The organism is Aedoeadaptatus urinae, assembly GCF_900155585.1.
In the GTDB taxonomy this organism is placed as follows: domain Bacteria; phylum Bacillota; class Clostridia; order Tissierellales; family Peptoniphilaceae; genus Aedoeadaptatus; species Aedoeadaptatus urinae.
The window spans coordinates 29,189-48,621 of the sequence record NZ_LT707416.1 but is presented as its reverse complement, the minus strand read 5'-3'; the positions used below and the strand labels follow the sequence as shown (position 1 = coordinate 48,621).

The window sequence follows — 19,433 nt, the reverse complement described above, 5'->3', positions numbered from 1 at the left end:
AGGGCAATCGCCTCCCGGCCGTTTTCTATTTAATAGCTGTCCTTGTGGACCTTGGACGAAATATCGAAATACTTCCGCGCCGGCACCCGCTCGTCGGCGATACCGAAGGGAATTAGGCACAGGATGCCGTAGCTTTTCGGAATGCCGAAAAGCTCCTTGACGAGCTCCTCGGAGTCATTGCCTTTAGAATCGGTTTGCTTGCGAATATTGATCCAGCTCGAGGCGTAGCCCTCGGCGTGGAGCAACAGCCCCAAATAGGCGGAGGCGATGGTGGCCTCTTCGATCCAGGTGGGCTCTTCCGTGTCGTTGCCTATGACCACGATGATCTGAGGCGCATCGGCCAGGTACTTGGTGCCGAAGGGCTTTAGGCTCGCCAGGGCCTTTTTCTTTTCCTCATCCTCCACGACGAGAAATTCCACCGGGTGGGTATTGCCCTTACTGGGACCCATGGAGGCGTAGGTCAACACTTCCGTTAGCGTCTCATCGTCCATTTTTTCTCCGGCCTTGTATTTTCGAATCGACCGTCTTTTTTTCACCATATCTTTAAAATCCATAAAAACCTCCTTTGGCATTTGTATCTTTCTTATTTATACCCAATAAATATCTTTGTAAAGGTTTCACAAGAAGTTCAAATTCGATGGGTATAGTTTGATTTAGCAGATGAAAATAATTTGTTTCGATAGAAAGGAAAGCTATGGAACCGAATAGACCATATGATCAAGACAATCGGCCAGTGACCTATTACTACGGGCCGAAGAAGAAACGCCGCGGCGGCTTTCTCATCCTGTGGGCGCTGATTTTTTCCTTAATCGGCGGCGTGGTGGGAAGCGTCGTCACCTATAAATACATGCCCACGCAGTCCGTAGCAGGCGCTCAGGCGCCTCAAGCTCAGCTGCCCGCCGATACGACCCGTAAGCACGAGGCCGGCGTCGTAGAAAGCGTGGCGCAACGGGCCATGCCTTCGGTGGTGGGCATTACCACCTCCACGACGAAAAACACCCTAATGGGCCCCATGGCCGTTCAAGGCAGCGGCAGCGGCTTTATTATTTCGGAAGACGGCTATATCCTCTCCAACGCCCACGTGGTGGGCGCCAAGGGCAACAAGGTCAAGGTGCTCTTAAACGATCAAACGGAAGCCGACGGCAAGGTGGTTTGGTCCGACGAGACCTTGGATTTGGGTCTGGTAAAGATCGCGAAGAAGGGCCTGACGCCCCTGCCCATGGGGGACAGCGACGGCATTAATATCGGCGAAACCGCCGTGGCCATCGGCAATCCCCTGGGTCTGGACTTTCAACGCTCCGTCACCTCCGGGGTCATTTCCGGTCTGAACCGAAACATCGGCGAGGTGCAGGGCAATTACATGGACGGCTTGATTCAAACCGACGCCTCCATTAACGCGGGCAATTCCGGCGGACCTCTCTTAAACAGTGAAGGGCAGGTCATCGGCATTAACTCCGTGAAGATCTCTTCGGCGGAAGGCTTGGGCTTTTCCATTCCCATTAACACGGCGAAGCCCATTGTGGAACAGGTCATGAAGACCGGCGACTTTAAATCCGTGGCCCTGGGCATGAGCGGCTACACCGTCAGCGCCGTGGAACGAAGCGGCTACGATTTGGGCACCGGCGGCAAGGGCGTCATCGTCGGCGGCGTGGAAGCGGGATCCCCTGCGGCTGCTGCGGGCCTTCAGGTCAACGACATTATTCTGAAAATGGGCGATGCGGACATCCAAAGCATGAGCCAACTGCGCCGCGAACTCTATAAGTACAAGGCCGGCGATGCCGTGGACGTGGTGGTATCCAGAAACGGCAAGAAGGAAACTCTGAAGCTTACCTTTACGGACTACCGAGTCCCCGCGGTCGGTGAAGAACAAAGCGGCCTGCGCCGACTGATTCCGGGCTTAAATGATTAGGGGAGAGACCTTGCTTCGGCAAGGTCTTTTTTTATGTTCGCTTTTCTCCGGCGCTGTGTTTGACTATAATAAGAGTTAGGAGGAAGCTATGATACTGAAAAGCACTGCAGAAACCGAAGCCTTCGGTCTCTATTTAGGCGAAAAGCTAAAGGCCTACGACGTCCTGGCTCTTATCGGCGATTTAGGCACGGGGAAGACCACCTTTGTCAAGGCTCTGGCCAAGGGCATGGGCCTCACCGGCGACGTGACCAGCGCCACCTTCGCCATTTTAAATATATACGAGGGGGATCTGCCCCTTTACCATTTCGACGTCTATCGTTTGAAAGACGAGGACGAATTTTTCGACATGGGGGGCGAGGATCTCCTGGATTCCGGCGCCGTCTGTGCCGTGGAATGGGCGAACATTATCGAAGACAGCTTGCCCGATGACGTGTTGCAGCTGGAATTTAAGCGCGTCGACGAAAACACCAGGGAAGTCACGGCCACGGGCTTCGGCTCCCGGGGCAGGGAACTTGAAGAGGAGGTGGCGACTTATGAAAATTCTCGCCTTTGACACGGCGACCATGGAAACCACCTGCGCCCTGGTGGAGGACGAGAAGGTCGTGGCGGAAGCCTCGGTCAACAGCATGGCGAGCCACTCGGAAGGGCTTATCAATATGATTCAAAACATGTTGGATCGGGCGGATTGGGCCATGGAGGATTTGGACCTCATCGCCGCCGGCGTGGGCCCCGGCTCCTTTACGGGGCTGAGGATTTCCGTGGTGCTGGCCAAAGTTTTTGCCCGCAGCTTAAACATTCCCGTCGTCGGGGTCTCCACCTTAAAGGCCCTGGCTCGGGAGGTGGCCACGGACGGCGTAGTGATTCCCCTCTTCGATGCGAGAAGGGAGCGGGTCTATGCCGGCGTCTTTGAAAAAAAGGGCGGCGAATTGTTGCGCCTGAAAAAAGACGACGCCTATGCCGTGGCATCCATGATTGAAGAGGCGCCGAAGGGTGCCGTTTTAATCGGCGACGGCTTAAAGAAGTACCGGGAGGCATTCTCTGCGCGGGAGGATTTTATTCTCTATCCCGATCACCTCTCCCGGGTGTCGGCGGCCGCCATCGCCTTGGAGGGTGCGGCGCAGTTTGAGGCGGAAGGTCCGTCCAATCCCTACGCCCTGGAGCCCAATTACCTACGGCCCACTCAGGCCATGCGAGAATACAGGAGGAAACATGGAGAATCTCTCGACGCGGGAAGTGACGCTTGATGATTTAGACGACATCATGGCCATCGAAGAGGAAAGCTTCGCCGCCCCCTGGTCCCGAGACAGCTGGGAGCGGGAGCTGAAAAGCCCCCTCACCTATTACGAGGTGCTCCTATACTTGGACGTGGTCATCGGCTACGTGGGGGCGTGGCTTTTGGGGGATCAGGCCCATATCGGCAATGTGGCCGTGGGCGGCGAATTTCGCGGCAACGGCTACGGCCGCTACATGATGAACCATTACCTTTTCGCCGTCTACGACAAGGGCATGCGGGCCGCCACACTGGAAGTAAGAGACGACAATGTCCCCGCCATTAATCTCTACGAATCCTTGGGCTTTCAATTGGAAGGCGTTCGAAAAAATTACTACGCCCACGTGAAGCGCGACGGGCTGATTTATTGGAAGAGGTGGTAATATGCTGACACTGGGCGTGGAATCGTCCTGCGACGAAACCTCTGTCGCCGTGGTACGAGACGGCAGAGAAATTTTGTCCAATATGATTTCGTCACAAATCGAAATACACCGGCTCTTCGGCGGCGTGGTGCCGGAGATCGCATCCCGCAAGCACGTCTCCGCCATCTTGCCCATGCTGGACTTGGCCTTGGAAGAGGCGGGCGTCACCATGGATGATGTGGATCTTATCTGTGCCACCCGGGGCCCGGGACTTATCGGCGCCCTTCTCGTGGGGCTTACGGCTGCCAGGGGGCTGGCTCTTGCAAATGACAAGCCCTTTGTGGGCGTGAACCACATTCGGGGCCACATCTGCGCCAACTACCTGACTCATAGGGAGCTGGAGCCTCCCTTCGTCGGGCTCATCGTCTCCGGGGGCCACAGCTATTTGATTCACGTCACCGACTACGTGGACTTCACCCTCTACGGTAAGACGAGGGACGATGCCGCCGGCGAGGCCTTCGACAAGGTGGCGAGAGCCATGGGCATCGGCTATCCCGGCGGGCCCGTTATCGACAAGCTGGCCAAGGAAGGGAAGGAGACCTACGACCTGCCCCGAGTCATGCTGGAGCCGGACAGCTACGACTTCAGCTTTTCCGGCCTCAAGACCGCCGTCTTAAACGAATTGAATCAGGCCAAGCAAAGGGGCGAGGAAATTCGCGTGGCGGACATGGCCGCTTCCTTTCAGGCCGCCGTCATCGACGTCCTCGTGGAAAAATCCTTCCGCCTGGCGAAGGCGCTGGGCGAGAAGACCATCGTCCTGGCAGGCGGGGTCAGCGCTAACTCCGCCTTAAGAGCCGCCATGGAAGGCAGAGGCGAGAGAGAGGGCGTAGCCATTTACTACCCAGACCCCGTGCTCTGCACCGATAATGCCGCCATGATCGCCTCTGTGGGCTACTACAGCCATCTGAAAGGCGAAGAGTGCGAGGTCTATGCCGATCCGAATCTGGGCCTGGAATAAAAAATAAACACGTATTTGCCGCAGCGAGAAAGCTGCGGCTTTTGTTTTTTCCATGTAAAGTTGTGAATGAGAATGAGGGGACAAGAAAGGGAGAGAGTGCATAAAAAGGCAAAAGGTTGGCAAATGCCGTGAAATAGACGAAACTTAGATATTCGCTCACAGTCCGGAGCAAGCTTCAGGAAAACGTGCATAAGACTGTGGATAAGGTGGATAACTTCGTAAAAGCCGTGAATAAGGGGGAGGTGGTGTGGATAGCTCTGTGCATACTGTGAAGAAAATGTGGATGCCGGAAAGCAAAAATGAAAATGGGAGGGCGATGAAAATGAGAACGGGATAAAAAGGGGAAGAAAGGGAAATAGAAAGTGGAGGACGAGATTTTAAGCTTTTTGTAAAATAAAGATGAAAAGATTGTCGGCGGCGAATGGAGATGAGGGGCGAATTTCAATTCTTCTTTCTGTAGCGAAGGGCTCTTTTTTTATAAACCGAATGCTTTTTTTGCGTCCTCTGCTTTGCGGTTTGTTTTGATCCGGAGAGGGGCGCAAATGTCCCATTCGGTTCTTATAAATAAGGTGTCTTCAGCAGAGGTCCCACTGAGCTTAAATAAATTTATATAACAGGACAAAATACTGTATTAAATTTAAAACCGGGTCGATTTCTTTCAATTTCCTATTGCGAATCCTTATGTAGGCAGTATAATAGTTAAGTAGAACTTTGATAAACCTTAGATTATGGTTTTCAAAAAAATTTTATTAGGAGGTATTTTATGACTACATTTCTCATCGGCCTCGCCATGTTAATCATCGGCGGCTTCGTCTATGGCCGATTCGCCGAGAAAGTCTTCCAACCGGACGACAGAGAAACGCCCGCCATCGCAAATCAAGACGGCGTGGACTACGTCCCCATGGACAAGAAGAAAAACGCACTGATCGAGTTATTGAACATTGCCGGTACGGGACCGATTTTAGGGCCCATCCAAGGGATTTTGTTCGGACCTTTAGCATTTATTTTAATTCCCATCGGCTGCGTCTTAGGCGGTGCAGTACACGACTACATGAGCGGGATGATTTCCATTCGCTCGAAGGGTGAACAAATGCCTGCCCTTATTAAACGTAATTTAGGCGGCAAGGTGTACGCCGTGTACAACATTTTCGTCATCGTGCTTATGATTTTAGTCGGGGCCGTATTTATTTACACCCCCGGAGACTTAATCGTGGCCAATGTTCTTCACCAAGATACCGTCGCCTCGAACCCCGTGGTATGGATCGTCTATGGCTGCATTTTCGCATACTATATTATCGCGACGCTGTTCCCCATCGACAAGATCATCGGCCGCGTCTACCCGATTTTCGGCTGCATCTTGCTTCTGTCGGCAGTAGGTATTTTCTTCGGCCTCTTCGGCAAGGGCTATCAGTTGGATAACCTGACCATGAGCAACATCACCGGCGTTCATCCCCAAGGCACGCCCCTTCTTCCCGTATTCTTCGTTACCGTCGCCTGCGGTATCGTCTCGGGCTTCCACTCCACACAAGCAACCTTAATCGGTCGCTCCGTCAAGAGTGAAAAAGAAGGCCGCTTCGTCTTCTACGACATGATGATTCTTGAAGGCTTCATCGCCATGATCTGGGCTGCTGCCGCCATGGGCATCTACAATAAAGGCATCGACGCCGGCCTCATCGGCAAACCCGCCGTCATCGGCCTCGTGGCCAACGATATGCTGGGAACCATCGGCGGCTTAATCGCCATCATCGGCATTATCGTGCTCCCCATCACTTCCGGCGATACGGCTCTGCGTTCGGCACGTCTTATGATCGCCGACCACCTGCACATTTCTCAAAAATCCATGAAGAACCGTTTGAGCCTCTCCATCGGTATCTTCATCGGCGTGTTGATCATCTTGATCTTCGCAAAACTCAGCCCCAGCGGCTTCAACGTCTTATGGCAATACTTTGCATGGGCAAACCAAACCATCGCAGTCTTTGCCTTTGCCATGATCGCCATCTACCTGAAACGCCACGGCAGAGCTTATCTGATCTCCTTGATTCCGGGAATGTTCTATGTCTACATCATTACGTCTTACATTTTCGGCGCAAAGATCGGCTTCCGCCTGCCCTATATGGCAGCCAATGTCATCGGCATTGCAGCTGCATTGATCTACGGCTATGTCGTTTCCAAAGAAGGCAGCAAGCAACAAGATATTGTCAATGCATAAAGCTTAAAAAGAGTGTGGATTTCTCCACGCTCTTTTTTTGTACGCAATTTTGACGGGAAGTAAAACATCCATCGGGATCTCCGATGGATGTTACCTGCTCAGCCCCAAGGCTCCGATGAGGATGCCCTCGTCGGAGCTGTCCTCGTAGCGAAGGACGGGGCCGGCGTAAACCTGTATGTTCATATTTTTGTAGATAGGCGAGAGCATATTGTCTCGGTGGCCCGGGCTCAAGGACCAGGCCTTAAAGCATTCCTCCGCCAGGGCCTCGGGATCGATAGCGAGGCTTTGGCTGTTGCTGTAGCCCTTTTTCTTTAAGGGGAATTGGATGAGATTTTCTCCGACGAAAAAGGCCGGATTCCTTTTGTTCAGATAGCTGTAGGCGGTGTAGTAGGCTTCACCGTTCGGGCGCACGTGGCGCTTGCCGTTCACGCGCATATTGCCGTAAAGGGCCAGCTCCTTGGCCCGGGTGTAGGCGCCTGCCTCCATGCTCTTATTTAAGGTCAGGGGGCGCACGCGATACCTTCTGCGCTCGGCATTCAGTCGTTTCAGAAAAGCCATCTGAAAGGCCACGTGGTCAAAGGTGCTGCGGCGATTGAGCCCGTCGGCCAGGTAGAAAAAGCGGCTCATGTCCGTATTAAAGGCGGGCTTGGCGTAGAGGATGTCGTAGAGCGTGAGAAAGACAGCTTCCCGGGTGGCGGGGGCATTAAAGGGCTCGTCGGCCACGGGAAGGGAGAAGGCCATGGCGCGGTAGATCCAGCTGTCGGGCCATGAGAAGAGGGCCGCCTCCTCGGCGGTAAGGCTGTCGTCCGCGAGGAGGGTGGCGACCTTCGACGCCTCGGCACCGGTTACGGAGCGATCGGGGCGGAAGCTGCCGTCCTCGTAGCCGCGGAGCAGAGGGACAGGCCTCGCATCCTCATGCACGGTGAGGGCGCGGATGTAGCCCTTGGCCCAATGGTCCTCCGGCACGTCCTTAAAGGGCGAGGGAGCTTGATTCAGGGCCTCCGCCTCGGCCTTGATACCCAAGGCACAGGCGACGATTTTGGCGAACTGGGCTCGCGTAATGGGCTTTGTGAGGGCCAAGTCGCCGGTTTCGTCGCCGACGACGAGGCCCTCCGCCCGCAGCATTTGAATTTTTTCCGCAGGCTTTAATTCATTGGGCGAAGGAGCGTTTTCGGCAAAGCAAAACTCAGGCGCAGCGACGAGGGCCGCTAAAAGCAGAGCCGCGTATTTATTTTTCTTCATCTGCGCCTCCTTTTTTATTTGCTTTCCGCCTTTTCCGCCTTCTCCGGTTTTAAATCCAAGAGCTGAATTTCCACCCGGGCGATGCGCTTGTCCGTGATCCCCAAGGTGGTGAGCTTCACGGAACTGTCGTAAAGGACCTTGTGCTTCTTCGTGTCGCCGGCTTCGGGGATAAAGCCCAGAAGCTCGATGGTAAGGCCGGAAATGGTCTCGTGGTTTTCGCTTTCAAGATCCAAATTCAGCTTTTCGTTAATGGTATCCAGCTCCGTCATGCCGTCAGCCACGTAGGTGTAGTCGTTGATTTTTAAAATTTGCTTCAAGTCCTCGTCGTACTCGTCTTCGATTTCGCCGACGATTTCTTCCACAATGTCTTCGATGGTGACCATGCCCGACAGGCCGCCGTACTCGTCGATTAAAATCGCCAGGTAATTTTTTGTGGACTGAAGTTCCTGCAGAAGGCGGTCGATGTTTTTCGTTTCGGGAACGAAGTAGGGTTCCTTCATGACCTCGTCGATGTCGATGGAGCGGTAGCTGCGCTTGGCGTATTCCACGAAGAGGTCTTTAATGTAAATGGTGCCCACGATATTGTCCGGACTGTCCCGATAGACGGGGACGCGGCTGTAGCCGGATTCAAGCATTTCCCGAATCTTTGCCGCATCGAACTCGTCGTAGTCCAACATATACAGGGAGGTGCGGGGCGTCATGATCTCGTAGGCCAGCTTGTCGTCGAAGTCCATGATGTTCACCATCATGACTTCGCCGGATGCGTTAATGACCCCGTGCTGTTGGCCGACGCGGAGGTAGCTTTTGATTTCTTCTTCGCTGATATTTTTTTCCACGTCCTTGGAGTAATTGCCCGTGGCCTTTAAGACCAGGGTCGTGGACAGGGCGAGGAGCTTCACGTAAGGCGTCATGAGCTTGGAAAAAAGCGATGCGGCGCCGGCGTTTTTCAGCGCCGTCTTGTCCGCCTTTTGAAGGGCCGTGCGCTTGGGCACGAGGACGCCGAAGACCAGGCTGATGTAGGAAAGAATCAAGATCACCAAAACAAAGGCCAGGGTGTCGGAAAAACCGATGCCGGTCTCGGCCAGTCGCGGGGCCAGGAGGGGCGCAAAGGCCCTTGCCCCAATGGCGGCGGCAAAAAAGCTCGCTAAAGTCGTGCCCGTTTGGATGGTGGAAAGAAAGCGGGCCTGATTTTTCGTCAAGTCTAAAATTTTTTGCGCACGCCTGTCGCCTTCCTCCGCCAAATTGCGAAGCTGCTCCCCATTGGCGGAGACCATGGCGATTTCAGTGGCGGTAAAAAAAACGTTAATCGCCGTGAGTAAGATAATAAGTAGTAATTCAGGCAGAACCTGCCCAACGGAATCCATAAAAATTCATTCCTCCTTTGCTAATAGTATATACCCCGACGGGTAAGAATCATACAGGAGAAGAACTCAATTCTGTTATACTTAGAAGAGGGAAAGGAGCGATTATGGATATTAACGATTTGAAATCCTTTGTGGACATGAGCCCCACCTCCTACCAGGTGGCGGAGCATATAAAAATGATGGCGGCGGGTTTTATCCGCCTGGAAAAGGAAGAGGCTTGGCATTTGGAAGAAGGGGGCAAGTATTACCTCGTCAATGAAGACGGGGCGATCCTTCTCTTTTCTCTCGGGAAGAGAGATCCCGAGACCATGGCTTTTCGCACGGTGATCAGCCACACGGACAGCCCGGCTTTGCGCCTGATCCCCGGCGGCATTCGCGGGGAAAAGGACTGCGTGAGGATGGATGTGGAGCCCTACGGCGCCATCATCAATGCCGATTGGTTCGACCGGCCCCTGTCTCTTGCCGGCAGAGTCATCGCAGACGGCAAGACGGGCGTGGAAAGTATTCCCGTGGACTTTCGGGATGCCGTGGCGACGATTCCCCATCTGGCGCCTCATCTGCACAAGGAAGTAAACACGGGCTACGTCTTTAAGGCGGGAAAGGATCTGGTGCCATTGGCATCGAAGGCATGGGACGGCGGCGGCTTTATAAGAGATCTCGCCGCCCTTGCCGACGTGGAGGCCGATAGTATTTTAGATTACGATCTCTATTTTTATCCCGCCGGCGAATCCGACTTTATCGGCGTAGATAAGAAGTGGCTCTCTGCGCCGCGGCTGGACAATCTGGCCACGGCCTATCCCGCGGTCATGGCCCTTTTCGACGAGGAGAAGAACGATCTGACTCAGGTAGTCTATCTCGCCGATCAGGAAGAGATCGGGAGCTTGACCCAAAGCGGCGGCGACAGCAGCTTTTTCGGCAACACCCTGCGACGCATGGTCGGCGACTTAGGGGAAGAGGCCTACTACCGCATTTTGGCCCGGAGCTTTTTGCTCTCCTGCGACATGGCCCACGGCGATCACCCGAACTATCGTGATGCGGCCAATCCTTCCGCATCCCCCGTCCTGGGCGGTGGCGTCGCCGTAAAACTTTCCGCGAGCCGCAGCTACGCCACCCAGGGCCACAGCAGCGCCCGCTTTAAGCGCATGATGAAGGAGGCCGGGCTTAAGGTACAACTTTTCGCCAATCCCCACGGCCAGCGGGGCGGCTCCACCATCGGGCCCTTGAGCCTGCGCCACGTGGACATGGAGGCCATCGACATCGGCATCCCCACCTGGGCCATGCACGGGGCGCGGGAGGTGGTTCACGTGGACGACGTGAGGGATTTTTACGACGCCATGGCGGCATTTTTTAAGGCAGAGAATTTTTAATGGATGAGAATCAAGGAGGTTCTTATGAAAAAGCGTTCTGAATGGGCACCCGTCGCGGGACTGATTTGCGGGGCATCGATTATGCCTCAGCTGGCGGCCCGGGCCCGGGAAAGAAGAACGGCACGCACCCTGGCCCTGTGGGAGGCGATGGGTTGCGAACACCGGGCGGCGATTTACGGCGACGACGACGGCGTCGTGAGCGGCGTCTATAAATCGCCTATCGACGGCATGCCCCTGGCCTTTACCATCATCAAGGCACAAGAGCCCGTGGGTCTCGTGCAAATCGTCCACGGGGCGCAGGAGCACAAGGGCTATTACAAGGCCTTTGCCCACCGCCTGGCGCGGGCGGGCTACACCGTGCTCCTCTCGGACAACCGGGGCCACGGCGATTCCGTCACCGTAAAGCATCCCCGGGCCTATATCTCATCCATCGACGATGTCGTGGCGGATCAATACGCCTTGTCCCTCTTTTTTAAGAGCCGCTTTCCGGATCTCCCCCTGGCCATGTTCGGCCACTCCTTCGGCTCCTTAATCGCGAGAAACTACATCATGGCCCACGACGATATCATCGACAAGCTCATCCTTACCGGCGTGGTGTGCTACCCGCCCTCAGCCCATGTGGGACTGTTTTTCGGCAATTTGGAAAGCTTCTATACCACGCCGAAGAAGCGGGGCGCTCTGGTCCGCCTCATGGATTCGAAGACCAAGGCGGCACTGGATACGATCAGCAACAATCCCGAATTTCTGCGGGTCTTTGGAGCCGACGACAAATTGGTGAACGACTACCTGAACGGCGGTGCCATGGCCATTTGGGACAGCGCCGCCCGCTTGAAGGACTACCGCCGCTATGCCGTAAAAAATCCCGGGCTGAAGGTGTTGGTCTTAAACGGCACGGAGGATCCCTTAACCGGCGGGGCGAAGGGCTTGGCCGATACGGCGAAAACTTTTTATAAATTAGGGTATGAAGAGTATGAAAACAAAATCTATCCCCACATGAAACACGACCTGCTTCACGAAGAGGCAAGCGAGTTCGTCATCGGGGATATCATTAAATTTTTAAAGAAATAGACAATAGGAGGTCATCATGGCAGTAGTAGAATTAACTCTGGTTCCCATCGGAACCCAAAAGACATCCTGCAGCCCCTACGTGGCGGCGGCATACGATGCGGTCAAAGAAAACGACAAGGTGGAAATTCGCCTCAATCCCATGGGCACCGTCCTGGAAGGGGACATCGACGAGCTCTTCGCCTGCGTGCGGAAGATGCAGGAAGCCGTCTTTGAAGCCGGCGCGGAACGGGTCTATTCCGTGGTAAAAATCGACGATCGCCGGGACAAAAAGGCGAGCCTGGATCAAAAAGTCAACTCCGTTATGTCGAAATTAGTGTAGCCCTATGGAAAAGAAACAATCATTAAAAAAACCCCTAAACGCCAATTCATCCATCGGCAAGACCATCGCCGTCCTAAGCGGCAAGGGCGGCGTAGGTAAATCCATGGTCACGGGCCTCTTGGCATCGGAAATGAAGCGCCGGAACAAAGAAGTCGGCGTCTTGGATGCGGACATCTTGGGCCCCTCCATTCCGAAAATTTTCGGCACCGACGGTGAGGTCTTTCAAACGGAAAAGGGCATCCGTCCCTTAAGGACATCCACGGGCATCGATCTCATGAGTGTCAACTCCATTTTGGAAAGCCCCACGGATCCCGTGCTGTGGCGGGCGCCGGTGGTGGGCAATATGCTCACCACCTTTTGGAGCGATGTGAACTGGGGCAAGAAAGATTACCTCTTTATCGACATGCCCCCGGGCACCGGCGACGTGGCCCTCACCGTCTTTCAAACCATGACGGTGGACGGCATCGTCATCGTCACCTCGCCACAGGATCTGGTGTCCATGATCGTGGAAAAGGCCATTAAAATGGCGAAGATGATGGGCCTGCCCGTCATCGGCATTGTGGAAAACATGCAGTACTTTATCGCCCCGGACACCGGCGTGCGCTACGATATTTTCGGCGTGAGCAAAACCGCCGCCGTCGCCGAGGAAAAAGGCATCCCCTATTTAGGCGCCCTGCCCATCGATCCCAAACTGGCGGAATGTGCCGATGCCGGTCGCATCGAGGATTACGAGGTGGATACCTTGGCCCATATCGTGGATGAAATCGAAAAATTCAAATAAGAAGCCCTCGAGGCGCAAAAAAGGCTATGAGTTTTTTCTCATAGCCTTTTTGATTGCTTTATTCGAATTCTTGTATATATTCCCGATTGCCCAGGACCTCGTTTAAAATGACCTCGTCGGTTTGTTTCATGCCGTAGCGGGCGATATTGCCCATGACCTCCAAGGTCTCGTCGATATCCTCCTTCACGACGCCGTCGTTGGCGTTAAAGGAGCGGCCGGCCACAGCCTGGTCGTAGGCCAAAAAGCCGTTGCGCAGGCTGGAGGCGATTTTCATGGCACAGGAGGCCTTGGCACCGTCGCAGAGAATGCCGCCGTTGACGGCCAGGGCGTTGGCCAGGGTTTCTTTGATGACTTCTTTGTCGTCGCCCTTCATAAAGGCGATGCCGCAAGCGGCGGCGGAGGATGCGGAGACTGCGCCGCAGAAGGCGGAAAGCTTGCCGCTGTTTTTCTTTTGGTAGAGGCCTAAGAGATTGGAAAATAAGAGTCCCCTGAGCAGCGTTTCGCGAGGCAGCTTTTTATCCTCGGCATAGAGGATGAGGGGCACGGAAATAGAAATGCCCTGATTGCCCGATCCGGAATTGATGACCACCGGGTTTTCCGCACCGGACATGCGGGCGTCGCTGCCGGCGGCGGTGTAGGCGACGATTCTCTCCCGCAGATCGTCGGGGTGGGCGTCAAGAACCAGTCGGCCGATGCCGGAGCCCCAGAGATTGTCGATGCCCTCCTTGGCGATGGCGGTATTGTATTCGATCTCCTGATCCAAAAGGGCTTCGAACTCTTTTAGATCCGCGGTTTTGGCGTAATCGTAAATGTCGTCGAAGGTGAAAGCTTCGAGCAGCTCCTCTTCCTCGTCTTCGCTTTTTTCAAAGAGCACCTTATGATCCTTCTCTATAAGAATGATATTGGTGTGCCCGTCCGCGATGACGACCTTGGCGTAGGAATCGCCGGCGTAGGCCGTGACGTCGATGTAGAGATTGGCCACGTTTTTTTTCAGTGACACGTGGATGCGGCCCTCACGAATATATTTATCGCAGGCCGAAAGCCCCTCCTTGTCGATATCGGCCAAGACCTCCAGCTCCTTGGACGGATCGCCTAAAAGGGCGCCGGCGGCGATGGAAATGGCGATGCCCTTTCGCCCTTCGGTGCCCGGAACGTAGACGCTGTTGGCATTTTTAACCATATTGCCGGAAAGCTCGACCTGAATATTTTCAGGCTCACACCCCAACACCTCCCGAGCCTTGGCGGCGGCGTAGGCCAATGCGATGGGCTCCGTGCAGCCGAAGGCCACCTTCATTTCTCTTTTCAAACAATCCTTATAATTCATGACTGTCCCCTCTCTTTCTTCAGTTGCTTTTATTATAATTGTTTTTTGCGAAAAAAGGGGAAAATTTAAAGGGAAGCGCGGAAATTTTTAAAATTTTATCGGCGAGAGGCGACGGTTTTTTTCTCTGAATTTTCTCGGTTTTCCAAACCTCGGTTTCGGTATATACTAATTGACAGAGAACAACTAGCCGGGAATGATTAGAATGGAGAAAATTATGGACAGAGACGTTATCGTCGCCTTGGATTTTCCGTCGAAGGCTGTGGCCAAGGAATTTTTGGCGCGCTTCGACGGGGAAAAAGAAAAGCCCTTCGTGAAGGTGGGTATGGAATTGTTTTACGCCACGGGGCCCGACTTTGTGCGGGAGCTGAAGGCGGAGGGCTACAAGGTCTTTTTGGACTTGAAGCTTCACGACATTCCCAATACCGTGGCGGGAGCCGTGCGTTCCCTCAAGGGCTTGGGAGTGGATATGCTCACCCTCCACGCATCGGGGGGCAGCGAAATGTTTATGCGGGCCCGGGAAGCGGTGAAGGACATGGACCATGCGCCTATTCTTTTGGCGGTGACGGTCTTGACGTCCTTTTCCGACGCCGGCAGAAAGGACGCCCTCTTAGGTGAAAATCGCACGTCGGAGGATACGGTTCATCATCTGGCCTACCTGGCCCTTCAAGGCGGTGCCGACGGCATCGTCTCCTCGGCCATGGAAGGCGAGTATTTAAGGGAACACATTCGCCAAGCCTTCCCCCTCGTATGCCCCGGGATTCGACCGGCGGGGGAAAGCGTCGGCGATCAAAAGCGGGTCGTCACCCCGGCACAGGCGCGGGAGATCGGCGTGGATTATATCGTCGTGGGCCGTCCCATTACACGGGCTGCGGATCCCGTGGCTGCATACAAGACCATTAAAGAAGAATTTTTAGGAGGTACGCAATGAAAGCCGTCTGCGACTATTTATTGGACATCGGCGCCGTAAGCCTGTCCCCTAACGCCCCCTTTACCTGGGCCTCGGGGATCAAGAGCCCCATCTACTGCGACAACCGCCTCATCCTTTCCTATCCCGAAGCGCGCAAGGTGATCGAGGAGGCCCTGGCGGATTTGGTGAAGCGTGAATTCCCCGAAGCTCAGGCCGTCCTCGGTACGGCAACGGCGGGCATTCCCCACGCCTCGTACATTTCATGGATACTGGATATGCCCTCGGGCTTCATTCGTTCCAAGGCCAAGGACCACGGCAAGAACAAGCGAATCGAAGGGGCCTTTAAGGAAGGGGAGAAGGTCGTGGTGGTGGAGGATCTCTTCTCCACCGGCGGCAGCTCCATCGACGCAGCCAAGGCCTGCGAGGCGGAAGGCCTGGAGGTCGTTGGCATTATTTCCATTTTCAGCTACGAGTTGAAGGCGGCGGAAGAAAATTTCGCAGCCTCGGGCTTTAAGCACGCCTCCCTCGCCACCTTCCCCGAGCTGGCGGAGGTGGCCGTGGCTCGCGGCGATTTAAGCGAAGAGGAAAAAAACCGCCTCAATCAGTGGCGCAAGGATCCCTACGACGAAAGCTGGTATAAATAATGAATTGGGCCAAAATCCTGTTTAAGTACCTGCCCAGGGCGAGGAAAATCGTCTCCGATCCCGAGCGCATGGAAAAGCTCGCCAAGGAAAGCTTCTCCCTTTTAAAGGGCGAGGGCAAATTGGCCGTGGTGCGAAGAGAGGGCCTGCTCCTGTGGAAGCTGGCGAAGGATACGGTCACCGGGCGCTACCGGGGTCTGAAGAAACGAAACCTCTTTCTCATCGTGGCCGGGCTCATGTATCTGGTGAATCCCATGGATCTGCTGCCGGATTTTCTCTTTGGCCTGGGCTTTGCCGACGACGTGGGCGTGTTAATGTATGTGTTTAAGAAGCTCGACGGAGAGATCAAGGCCTACGAAGCCTGGCGCGGCGAGGAAGGGCCCATGGCCGCCGGCTCCGATTTATATGAAGAGGCTTCCGATCTTTACGGAGAGGAAACCTACGGAGCGACCATGGAAGAGGCGCCGGATCTCGAAGGCTATCAGGTCATCGACTACGACGAATAGATTTTTAAGCAAGAGACGAAGGAAAAAGCCCCTGCGGGGGCTTTTTTTCATGGGGCGAATCGGCTGCGAGGAGAAAAAGGCTTTAACTCTCCATGATATGTAAGAACACTGCAATCACCATAAGCACCCCAACTATATTCAAACAAACCAATCGGTAAATTTTGGAAGTTTCCGCTATCTTCAACAAATGATAAAGCATAATCTAAATCAATCACTCCTTGTAGAAATCCTCCGCCCTCGCTTTCGTCATTGCCAGTAGCGTCATAAGTAAATACATAGTATCCATTATGGACAAAATAGTTTATACAATCCAAATATGAATTATGACCACCGTCGCCAAAACCATGTGCGATAATAATGATCCTTTTCTGATTATCTCCTACACTATATAGTGAGCCAGTGAGCATTTGATCTTTATCTGAAGGAAATTCATACTTTGTACAAATCAGCCCTTCAAAGTCCTCAACTTTAAACATTAGCGGCTTATAACTTTCAAATCGTTTGTTGATGTTATCATTATACATAAATAATGAAAAATACCAAACAATGCCTACTATTAGCATTAGACAGATTACTTCATTATTTTTTACTATTTTCTTTTTTGATTTTTCATAGTGAATTAATTTTACAACCTACCATAAAAATAAAATATCACCATTTATGAATTTCACCATTTATATTAATTGCGAAAAAGATGTTATAGATGTAAATCTGAATAGTTAGCATAATTAGTATAATGATTACCCATAGAATTATGGGTTCATAATAGCTATATTTAAACTTTGCTTTGGATTTTTTAATTAGTGAATTAGAAATAAATCCATTAAATAATTTGTATACACCGTATCCTAAACCTGATCCAACTGTATTTGTAATTAAATCATTTACATCTGTTCTTCCAAAACCAAACATTTGAATAACTTCTATGGACAATGAAAATAAAAATCCAATGAGTAAAACTTTAGATAAACAATTATATTCCTTATAAAGTAGAGGTAGGAAAAATCCTAAAGGAAGAAACAAAATTATATTTAAAATTGTATCTTTGGGGCCTCTAATCATATCTATAAATGGTATGAACGAAAATGTCGGAGAATAATTAGGTTTCAAGCAAATACCAGTTGTAGTTAAAACTCCAACAAGATAAAATGAAAATACAAAAGTCAAAATTATACGTTCTTTATATTGATTGTTTCCATATATTTTTAAGACTATAAAATATAATGTTAATATTAAAACAGTAGGTATATAGCCACTTATTGCGTGACTAAAAACAAAATCCCAATCCATTCAGATATCCTCCTCTATTTTATGAAAACATTATATCACTATCAATTAGTCAAGCCCAAAATATTGTGCTAGTAAATTTTACGCAATATTATGGATCTGACTTAAACTAAGATATCCAAAAATATAATTAATAATAAAAATAAGACTTTAGGAGTCATGTCAAGCCCTTAAAGTCTTATTTAAATATTATTTTTTAAGATGAGTGATTACTTCCACATGGGGAGTAAGTCCTCAATGGATAGTTTCATGCGAAAGCGCACAAAAAAAGGAGCCCGGCTTTCACCGAGCTCTCCAATGGTTAATATAGAACCTTTTCTATTTTACTCATTGACCATAAGGTAGTTGTAGGCGCCGAGGGCGGCGGTGGCGCCGCTTCCGGCGGCGATGACGATTTGCTTAAAGAGGGTGTCCGAAACGTCGCCTGCGGCGAAAATTCTTTCCAAATTGGTCGATCCGTCTCCTGCCGTGAGGATTTCGCCTCTGTCGGAAAGCTCGATGCCCGAATCCTTCAACCACTCCGTATTGGGCACCAGACCCACTTGGATAAAGCAGCCGGAAATGGCGATCTCCGCTTCATCTCCGCTGATCCTGTCCGTGTAGGCGAGCTTTTCCACCTTGCCGTCGCCGTAAAGGCCCGTGGTTTGAGCATTGGTAATGACCTTTACATTGGAAAGGGTCTTTAATTTCTTCAGCAGGGCGTCGTCCGCCTTGAGGTCCGGTAAAAATTCCAAGACGGTGACGTGCTTGGCGAGGCCGGCGAGGTCGATGGCCGCCTCGATGCCGGAGTTGCCGCCGCCGATGACGGCCACATTTTTCCCCTTGTAGAGGGGACCGTCACAGTGGGTACAATAGGCGACGCCTTTGTTTCTGAATTCCGTTTCGCCGGGAATGCCGATGAGTCGCCAGCGGGCGCCGGTGGCAATGATCAGGGTCTTGGCAAAAAGCTTGGCGCCGTTATCCAAGCTGACTTCCACCTTGTCGCCCGGGGCTTCCATGCCTTCGGCGAGGACGCCGGTCATGATGTCCACATCCAAGGATGCGACCTGGGCCTGCATTTGGTCCATAAAGTCGGGGCCTTCCGTGTATTTAAAGCCGGGAATATTTTCGATGGCCAGGGTTTCTTTCACCTGGCCGCCGAACTCTCCGGCGACGAGGCCGGTTTTAATGCCCTTTCTCGCGGCGTAGATGGCGGCTGTAGCCGCTGCCGGGCCGCCGCCGACGATCAGGGTATCGAAGAGGGGCTTGTCCTTAAATTCGCCCTTGTCTACCTTGCTGCCCAGCTTCGTCAAGAGGCTCGAAAGGGATTGCTTGCCCCCTTCGAAAAAGTCTCCGTCCTTAAAAATGGCGGGCACGGCGAGAACGTCTCTGGATTCGGCCAGGTCTTGGAAGCTGCCGCCGTCGATCATGGTGTGGTTGACCTTCGGATTGAGGATGGCCATAATGTTTAAGGCCTGAACCACGTCGGGGCAGTTGTGGCAAGAAAGGGACACGACGGTTTCGAAATCCGCCGGCGCCAGGCCTTGGATTCGCTTCTTGTCGGCGTCGTCTATTTTCGGTGCCACGCCGCCTGCCTGGAGCATGGCCAGGGCGAAGGAGGCGAACTCGTGGCCCAAGGGAAGGCCGGCGAAGACGATCCGGCCGTGATCGAAGCTTCCCTTAATTTCGAAGGAAGGGCTGTAGCTCAGTTCCTTCTCCACCAAGATGATCTTGTCCGACAAGGCCGCCACTTCTTCGACAAAAGCCCGAACCTTTTTGCAATTTTCGTCGTCATGATGAGCAGAAAGCCCAATAGTGACCTCCGTTTTCAAGAGGTCAAAGTATTGGGCCAACTGGTTTTTTAGATTTGTATCTAACAT

At 52.8% G+C, this 19,433-nt stretch carries 20 protein-coding genes; 13 read left to right on the top strand and 7 right to left on the bottom strand.

Annotated elements, in window-relative coordinates; translation table 11 throughout:
- Positions 1–29: 29 nt before the first annotated feature.
- Positions 30–554, bottom strand: coding sequence for a nitroreductase family protein (locus BQ7397_RS01190; protein ID WP_077074370.1), 525 nt, complete (start codon positions 552–554; stop codon positions 30–32).
- A 140-nt stretch (positions 555–694) separates the two neighbouring features.
- On the opposite strand from BQ7397_RS01190, the gene BQ7397_RS01185 reads away from it, so the two are divergent.
- From BQ7397_RS01185 to BQ7397_RS01160, 6 genes are all read left to right on the top strand, one after another.
- On the top strand, positions 695–1,909 hold the full coding sequence (locus BQ7397_RS01185; protein WP_077074369.1) for a S1C family serine protease: 1,215 nt from the start codon (positions 695–697) through the stop codon (positions 1,907–1,909).
- Positions 1,910–1,997: 88 nt separating this feature from the next.
- Positions 1,998–2,462, top strand: coding sequence for a tRNA (adenosine(37)-N6)-threonylcarbamoyltransferase complex ATPase subunit type 1 TsaE (gene tsaE / locus BQ7397_RS01180; RefSeq protein WP_077074368.1), 465 nt, complete (start codon positions 1,998–2,000; stop codon positions 2,460–2,462).
- Complete coding sequence (gene tsaB / locus BQ7397_RS01175; RefSeq protein ID WP_077074367.1) at positions 2,443–3,153, top strand: tRNA (adenosine(37)-N6)-threonylcarbamoyltransferase complex dimerization subunit type 1 TsaB; 711 nt, start codon at positions 2,443–2,445, stop codon at positions 3,151–3,153. The genes tsaE and tsaB overlap by 20 nt, the downstream gene beginning before the upstream one ends.
- Positions 3,119–3,562 (top strand): ribosomal protein S18-alanine N-acetyltransferase, encoded by a 444-nt coding sequence (gene rimI / locus BQ7397_RS01170; protein ID WP_077074366.1) that lies wholly within the window; start codon positions 3,119–3,121, stop codon positions 3,560–3,562. Before tsaB ends, rimI begins: the two co-directional genes overlap by 35 nt.
- A 1-nt stretch (position 3,563) precedes the next feature.
- Positions 3,564–4,559: a tRNA (adenosine(37)-N6)-threonylcarbamoyltransferase complex transferase subunit TsaD gene (tsaD, locus tag BQ7397_RS01165; RefSeq protein ID WP_077074365.1), complete on the top strand. Its 996-nt coding sequence runs from the start codon at positions 3,564–3,566 to the stop codon at positions 4,557–4,559.
- A gap of 763 nt (positions 4,560–5,322) precedes the next feature.
- Entirely contained in the window at positions 5,323–6,768 is a 1,446-nt protein-coding gene (locus BQ7397_RS01160; RefSeq protein WP_077074364.1) for a carbon starvation CstA family protein, read from the top strand.
- 90 nt (positions 6,769–6,858) lie between these two features.
- Here the strand turns inward: BQ7397_RS01160 and BQ7397_RS01155 are convergent, their stop codons facing one another.
- Together BQ7397_RS01155 and BQ7397_RS01150 are read right to left on the bottom strand one after the other, a co-directional pair.
- Positions 6,859–8,010: a CAP and S-layer homology domain-containing protein gene (locus BQ7397_RS01155; RefSeq protein WP_077074363.1), complete on the bottom strand. Its 1,152-nt coding sequence runs from the start codon at positions 8,008–8,010 to the stop codon at positions 6,859–6,861.
- A gap of 14 nt (positions 8,011–8,024) precedes the next feature.
- Entirely contained in the window at positions 8,025–9,374 is a 1,350-nt protein-coding gene (locus BQ7397_RS01150; protein ID WP_077074362.1) for a hemolysin family protein, read from the bottom strand.
- Between the two features lie 104 nt (positions 9,375–9,478).
- Here BQ7397_RS01150 and BQ7397_RS01145 point away from each other — a divergent pair, with 104 nt between their 5' ends.
- Genes BQ7397_RS01145 through BQ7397_RS01130 form a run of 4 tightly spaced genes read left to right on the top strand, consistent with a single transcriptional unit; the run spans position 9,479 to position 12,909 of the window.
- Entirely contained in the window at positions 9,479–10,741 is a 1,263-nt protein-coding gene (locus BQ7397_RS01145) for a M18 family aminopeptidase (RefSeq protein WP_077074361.1), read from the top strand.
- Positions 10,742–10,765: 24 nt separating this feature from the next.
- Complete coding sequence (locus BQ7397_RS01140) at positions 10,766–11,809, top strand: alpha/beta fold hydrolase (RefSeq protein ID WP_077074360.1); 1,044 nt, start codon at positions 10,766–10,768, stop codon at positions 11,807–11,809.
- Between the two features lie 16 nt (positions 11,810–11,825).
- The gene (locus BQ7397_RS01135) at positions 11,826–12,128 is read left to right on the top strand and encodes an MTH1187 family thiamine-binding protein (protein WP_077074359.1); all 303 of its coding nucleotides are present in this window, start codon (positions 11,826–11,828) and stop codon (positions 12,126–12,128) included.
- A gap of 4 nt (positions 12,129–12,132) precedes the next feature.
- Positions 12,133–12,909, top strand: a complete 777-nt coding sequence (locus BQ7397_RS01130; protein WP_077074358.1) for an Mrp/NBP35 family ATP-binding protein — start codon at positions 12,133–12,135, stop codon at positions 12,907–12,909.
- A gap of 58 nt (positions 12,910–12,967) precedes the next feature.
- Here BQ7397_RS01130 and BQ7397_RS01125 read toward each other — a convergent pair whose 3' ends face one another.
- Positions 12,968–14,233 carry an L-cysteine desulfidase family protein gene (locus BQ7397_RS01125; RefSeq protein WP_077074357.1) on the bottom strand — a complete coding sequence of 422 codons (1,266 nt, stop codon included), beginning with the start codon at positions 14,231–14,233 and terminating at the stop codon, positions 12,968–12,970.
- A 214-nt stretch (positions 14,234–14,447) separates the two neighbouring features.
- Between BQ7397_RS01125 and pyrF the strand changes: the two genes are divergently transcribed.
- From pyrF to BQ7397_RS01110, 3 genes are read left to right on the top strand one after another with little or no spacing between them, the layout of a single operon-like run.
- The gene (gene pyrF / locus BQ7397_RS01120) at positions 14,448–15,161 is read left to right on the top strand and encodes an orotidine-5'-phosphate decarboxylase (RefSeq protein WP_077074356.1); all 714 of its coding nucleotides are present in this window, start codon (positions 14,448–14,450) and stop codon (positions 15,159–15,161) included.
- Positions 15,158–15,784 carry an orotate phosphoribosyltransferase gene (gene pyrE / locus BQ7397_RS01115; RefSeq protein ID WP_077074355.1) on the top strand — a complete coding sequence of 209 codons (627 nt, stop codon included), beginning with the start codon at positions 15,158–15,160 and terminating at the stop codon, positions 15,782–15,784. Before pyrF ends, pyrE begins: the two co-directional genes overlap by 4 nt.
- On the top strand, positions 15,784–16,287 hold the full coding sequence (locus BQ7397_RS01110; protein WP_077074354.1) for a YkvA family protein: 504 nt from the start codon (positions 15,784–15,786) through the stop codon (positions 16,285–16,287). The genes pyrE and BQ7397_RS01110 overlap by 1 nt, the downstream gene beginning before the upstream one ends.
- 47 nt (positions 16,288–16,334) lie before the next feature.
- On the opposite strand, the gene BQ7397_RS01105 is transcribed toward BQ7397_RS01110, so the two are convergent.
- The 3 genes from BQ7397_RS01105 to ahpF form a co-directional block, all read right to left on the bottom strand.
- Positions 16,335–16,850 carry an alpha/beta hydrolase family protein gene (locus tag BQ7397_RS01105; protein WP_200801186.1) on the bottom strand — a complete coding sequence of 172 codons (516 nt, stop codon included), beginning with the start codon at positions 16,848–16,850 and terminating at the stop codon, positions 16,335–16,337.
- Positions 16,851–16,938: 88 nt separating this feature from the next.
- Positions 16,939–17,577, bottom strand: coding sequence for a VanZ family protein (locus BQ7397_RS01100; RefSeq protein WP_077074353.1), 639 nt, complete (start codon positions 17,575–17,577; stop codon positions 16,939–16,941).
- A gap of 320 nt (positions 17,578–17,897) precedes the next feature.
- Entirely contained in the window at positions 17,898–19,433 is a 1,536-nt protein-coding gene (ahpF, locus tag BQ7397_RS01095) for an alkyl hydroperoxide reductase subunit F (protein WP_077074352.1), read from the bottom strand.

Coding starts and splice junctions, on each gene's coding strand:
- rimI (WP_077074366.1), top strand. CDS start 3,119: ATGGAGAATCTCTCGACGCGGGAAGTGACGCTTGATGATTTAGACGAC.
- BQ7397_RS01185 (WP_077074369.1), top strand. CDS start 695: ATGGAACCGAATAGACCATATGATCAAGACAATCGGCCAGTGACCTAT.
- BQ7397_RS01110 (WP_077074354.1), top strand. CDS start 15,784: ATGAATTGGGCCAAAATCCTGTTTAAGTACCTGCCCAGGGCGAGGAAA.
- pyrE (WP_077074355.1), top strand. CDS start 15,158: ATGAAAGCCGTCTGCGACTATTTATTGGACATCGGCGCCGTAAGCCTG.
- BQ7397_RS01125 (WP_077074357.1), bottom strand. CDS start 14,233: ATGAATTATAAGGATTGTTTGAAAAGAGAAATGAAGGTGGCCTTCGGC.
- BQ7397_RS01145 (WP_077074361.1), top strand. CDS start 9,479: ATGGATATTAACGATTTGAAATCCTTTGTGGACATGAGCCCCACCTCC.
- ahpF (WP_077074352.1), bottom strand. CDS start 19,433: ATGTTAGATACAAATCTAAAAAACCAGTTGGCCCAATACTTTGACCTC.
- tsaE (WP_077074368.1), top strand. CDS start 1,998: ATGATACTGAAAAGCACTGCAGAAACCGAAGCCTTCGGTCTCTATTTA.
- BQ7397_RS01100 (WP_077074353.1), bottom strand. CDS start 17,577: ATGGATTGGGATTTTGTTTTTAGTCACGCAATAAGTGGCTATATACCT.
- BQ7397_RS01140 (WP_077074360.1), top strand. CDS start 10,766: ATGAAAAAGCGTTCTGAATGGGCACCCGTCGCGGGACTGATTTGCGGG.
- tsaB (WP_077074367.1), top strand. CDS start 2,443: ATGAAAATTCTCGCCTTTGACACGGCGACCATGGAAACCACCTGCGCC.
- BQ7397_RS01190 (WP_077074370.1), bottom strand. CDS start 554: ATGGATTTTAAAGATATGGTGAAAAAAAGACGGTCGATTCGAAAATAC.
- BQ7397_RS01130 (WP_077074358.1), top strand. CDS start 12,133: ATGGAAAAGAAACAATCATTAAAAAAACCCCTAAACGCCAATTCATCC.
- BQ7397_RS01105 (WP_200801186.1), bottom strand. CDS start 16,850: ATGCTAATAGTAGGCATTGTTTGGTATTTTTCATTATTTATGTATAAT.
- BQ7397_RS01150 (WP_077074362.1), bottom strand. CDS start 9,374: ATGGATTCCGTTGGGCAGGTTCTGCCTGAATTACTACTTATTATCTTA.
- BQ7397_RS01135 (WP_077074359.1), top strand. CDS start 11,826: ATGGCAGTAGTAGAATTAACTCTGGTTCCCATCGGAACCCAAAAGACA.
- BQ7397_RS01155 (WP_077074363.1), bottom strand. CDS start 8,010: ATGAAGAAAAATAAATACGCGGCTCTGCTTTTAGCGGCCCTCGTCGCT.
- pyrF (WP_077074356.1), top strand. CDS start 14,448: ATGGACAGAGACGTTATCGTCGCCTTGGATTTTCCGTCGAAGGCTGTG.
- BQ7397_RS01160 (WP_077074364.1), top strand. CDS start 5,323: ATGACTACATTTCTCATCGGCCTCGCCATGTTAATCATCGGCGGCTTC.
- tsaD (WP_077074365.1), top strand. CDS start 3,564: ATGCTGACACTGGGCGTGGAATCGTCCTGCGACGAAACCTCTGTCGCC.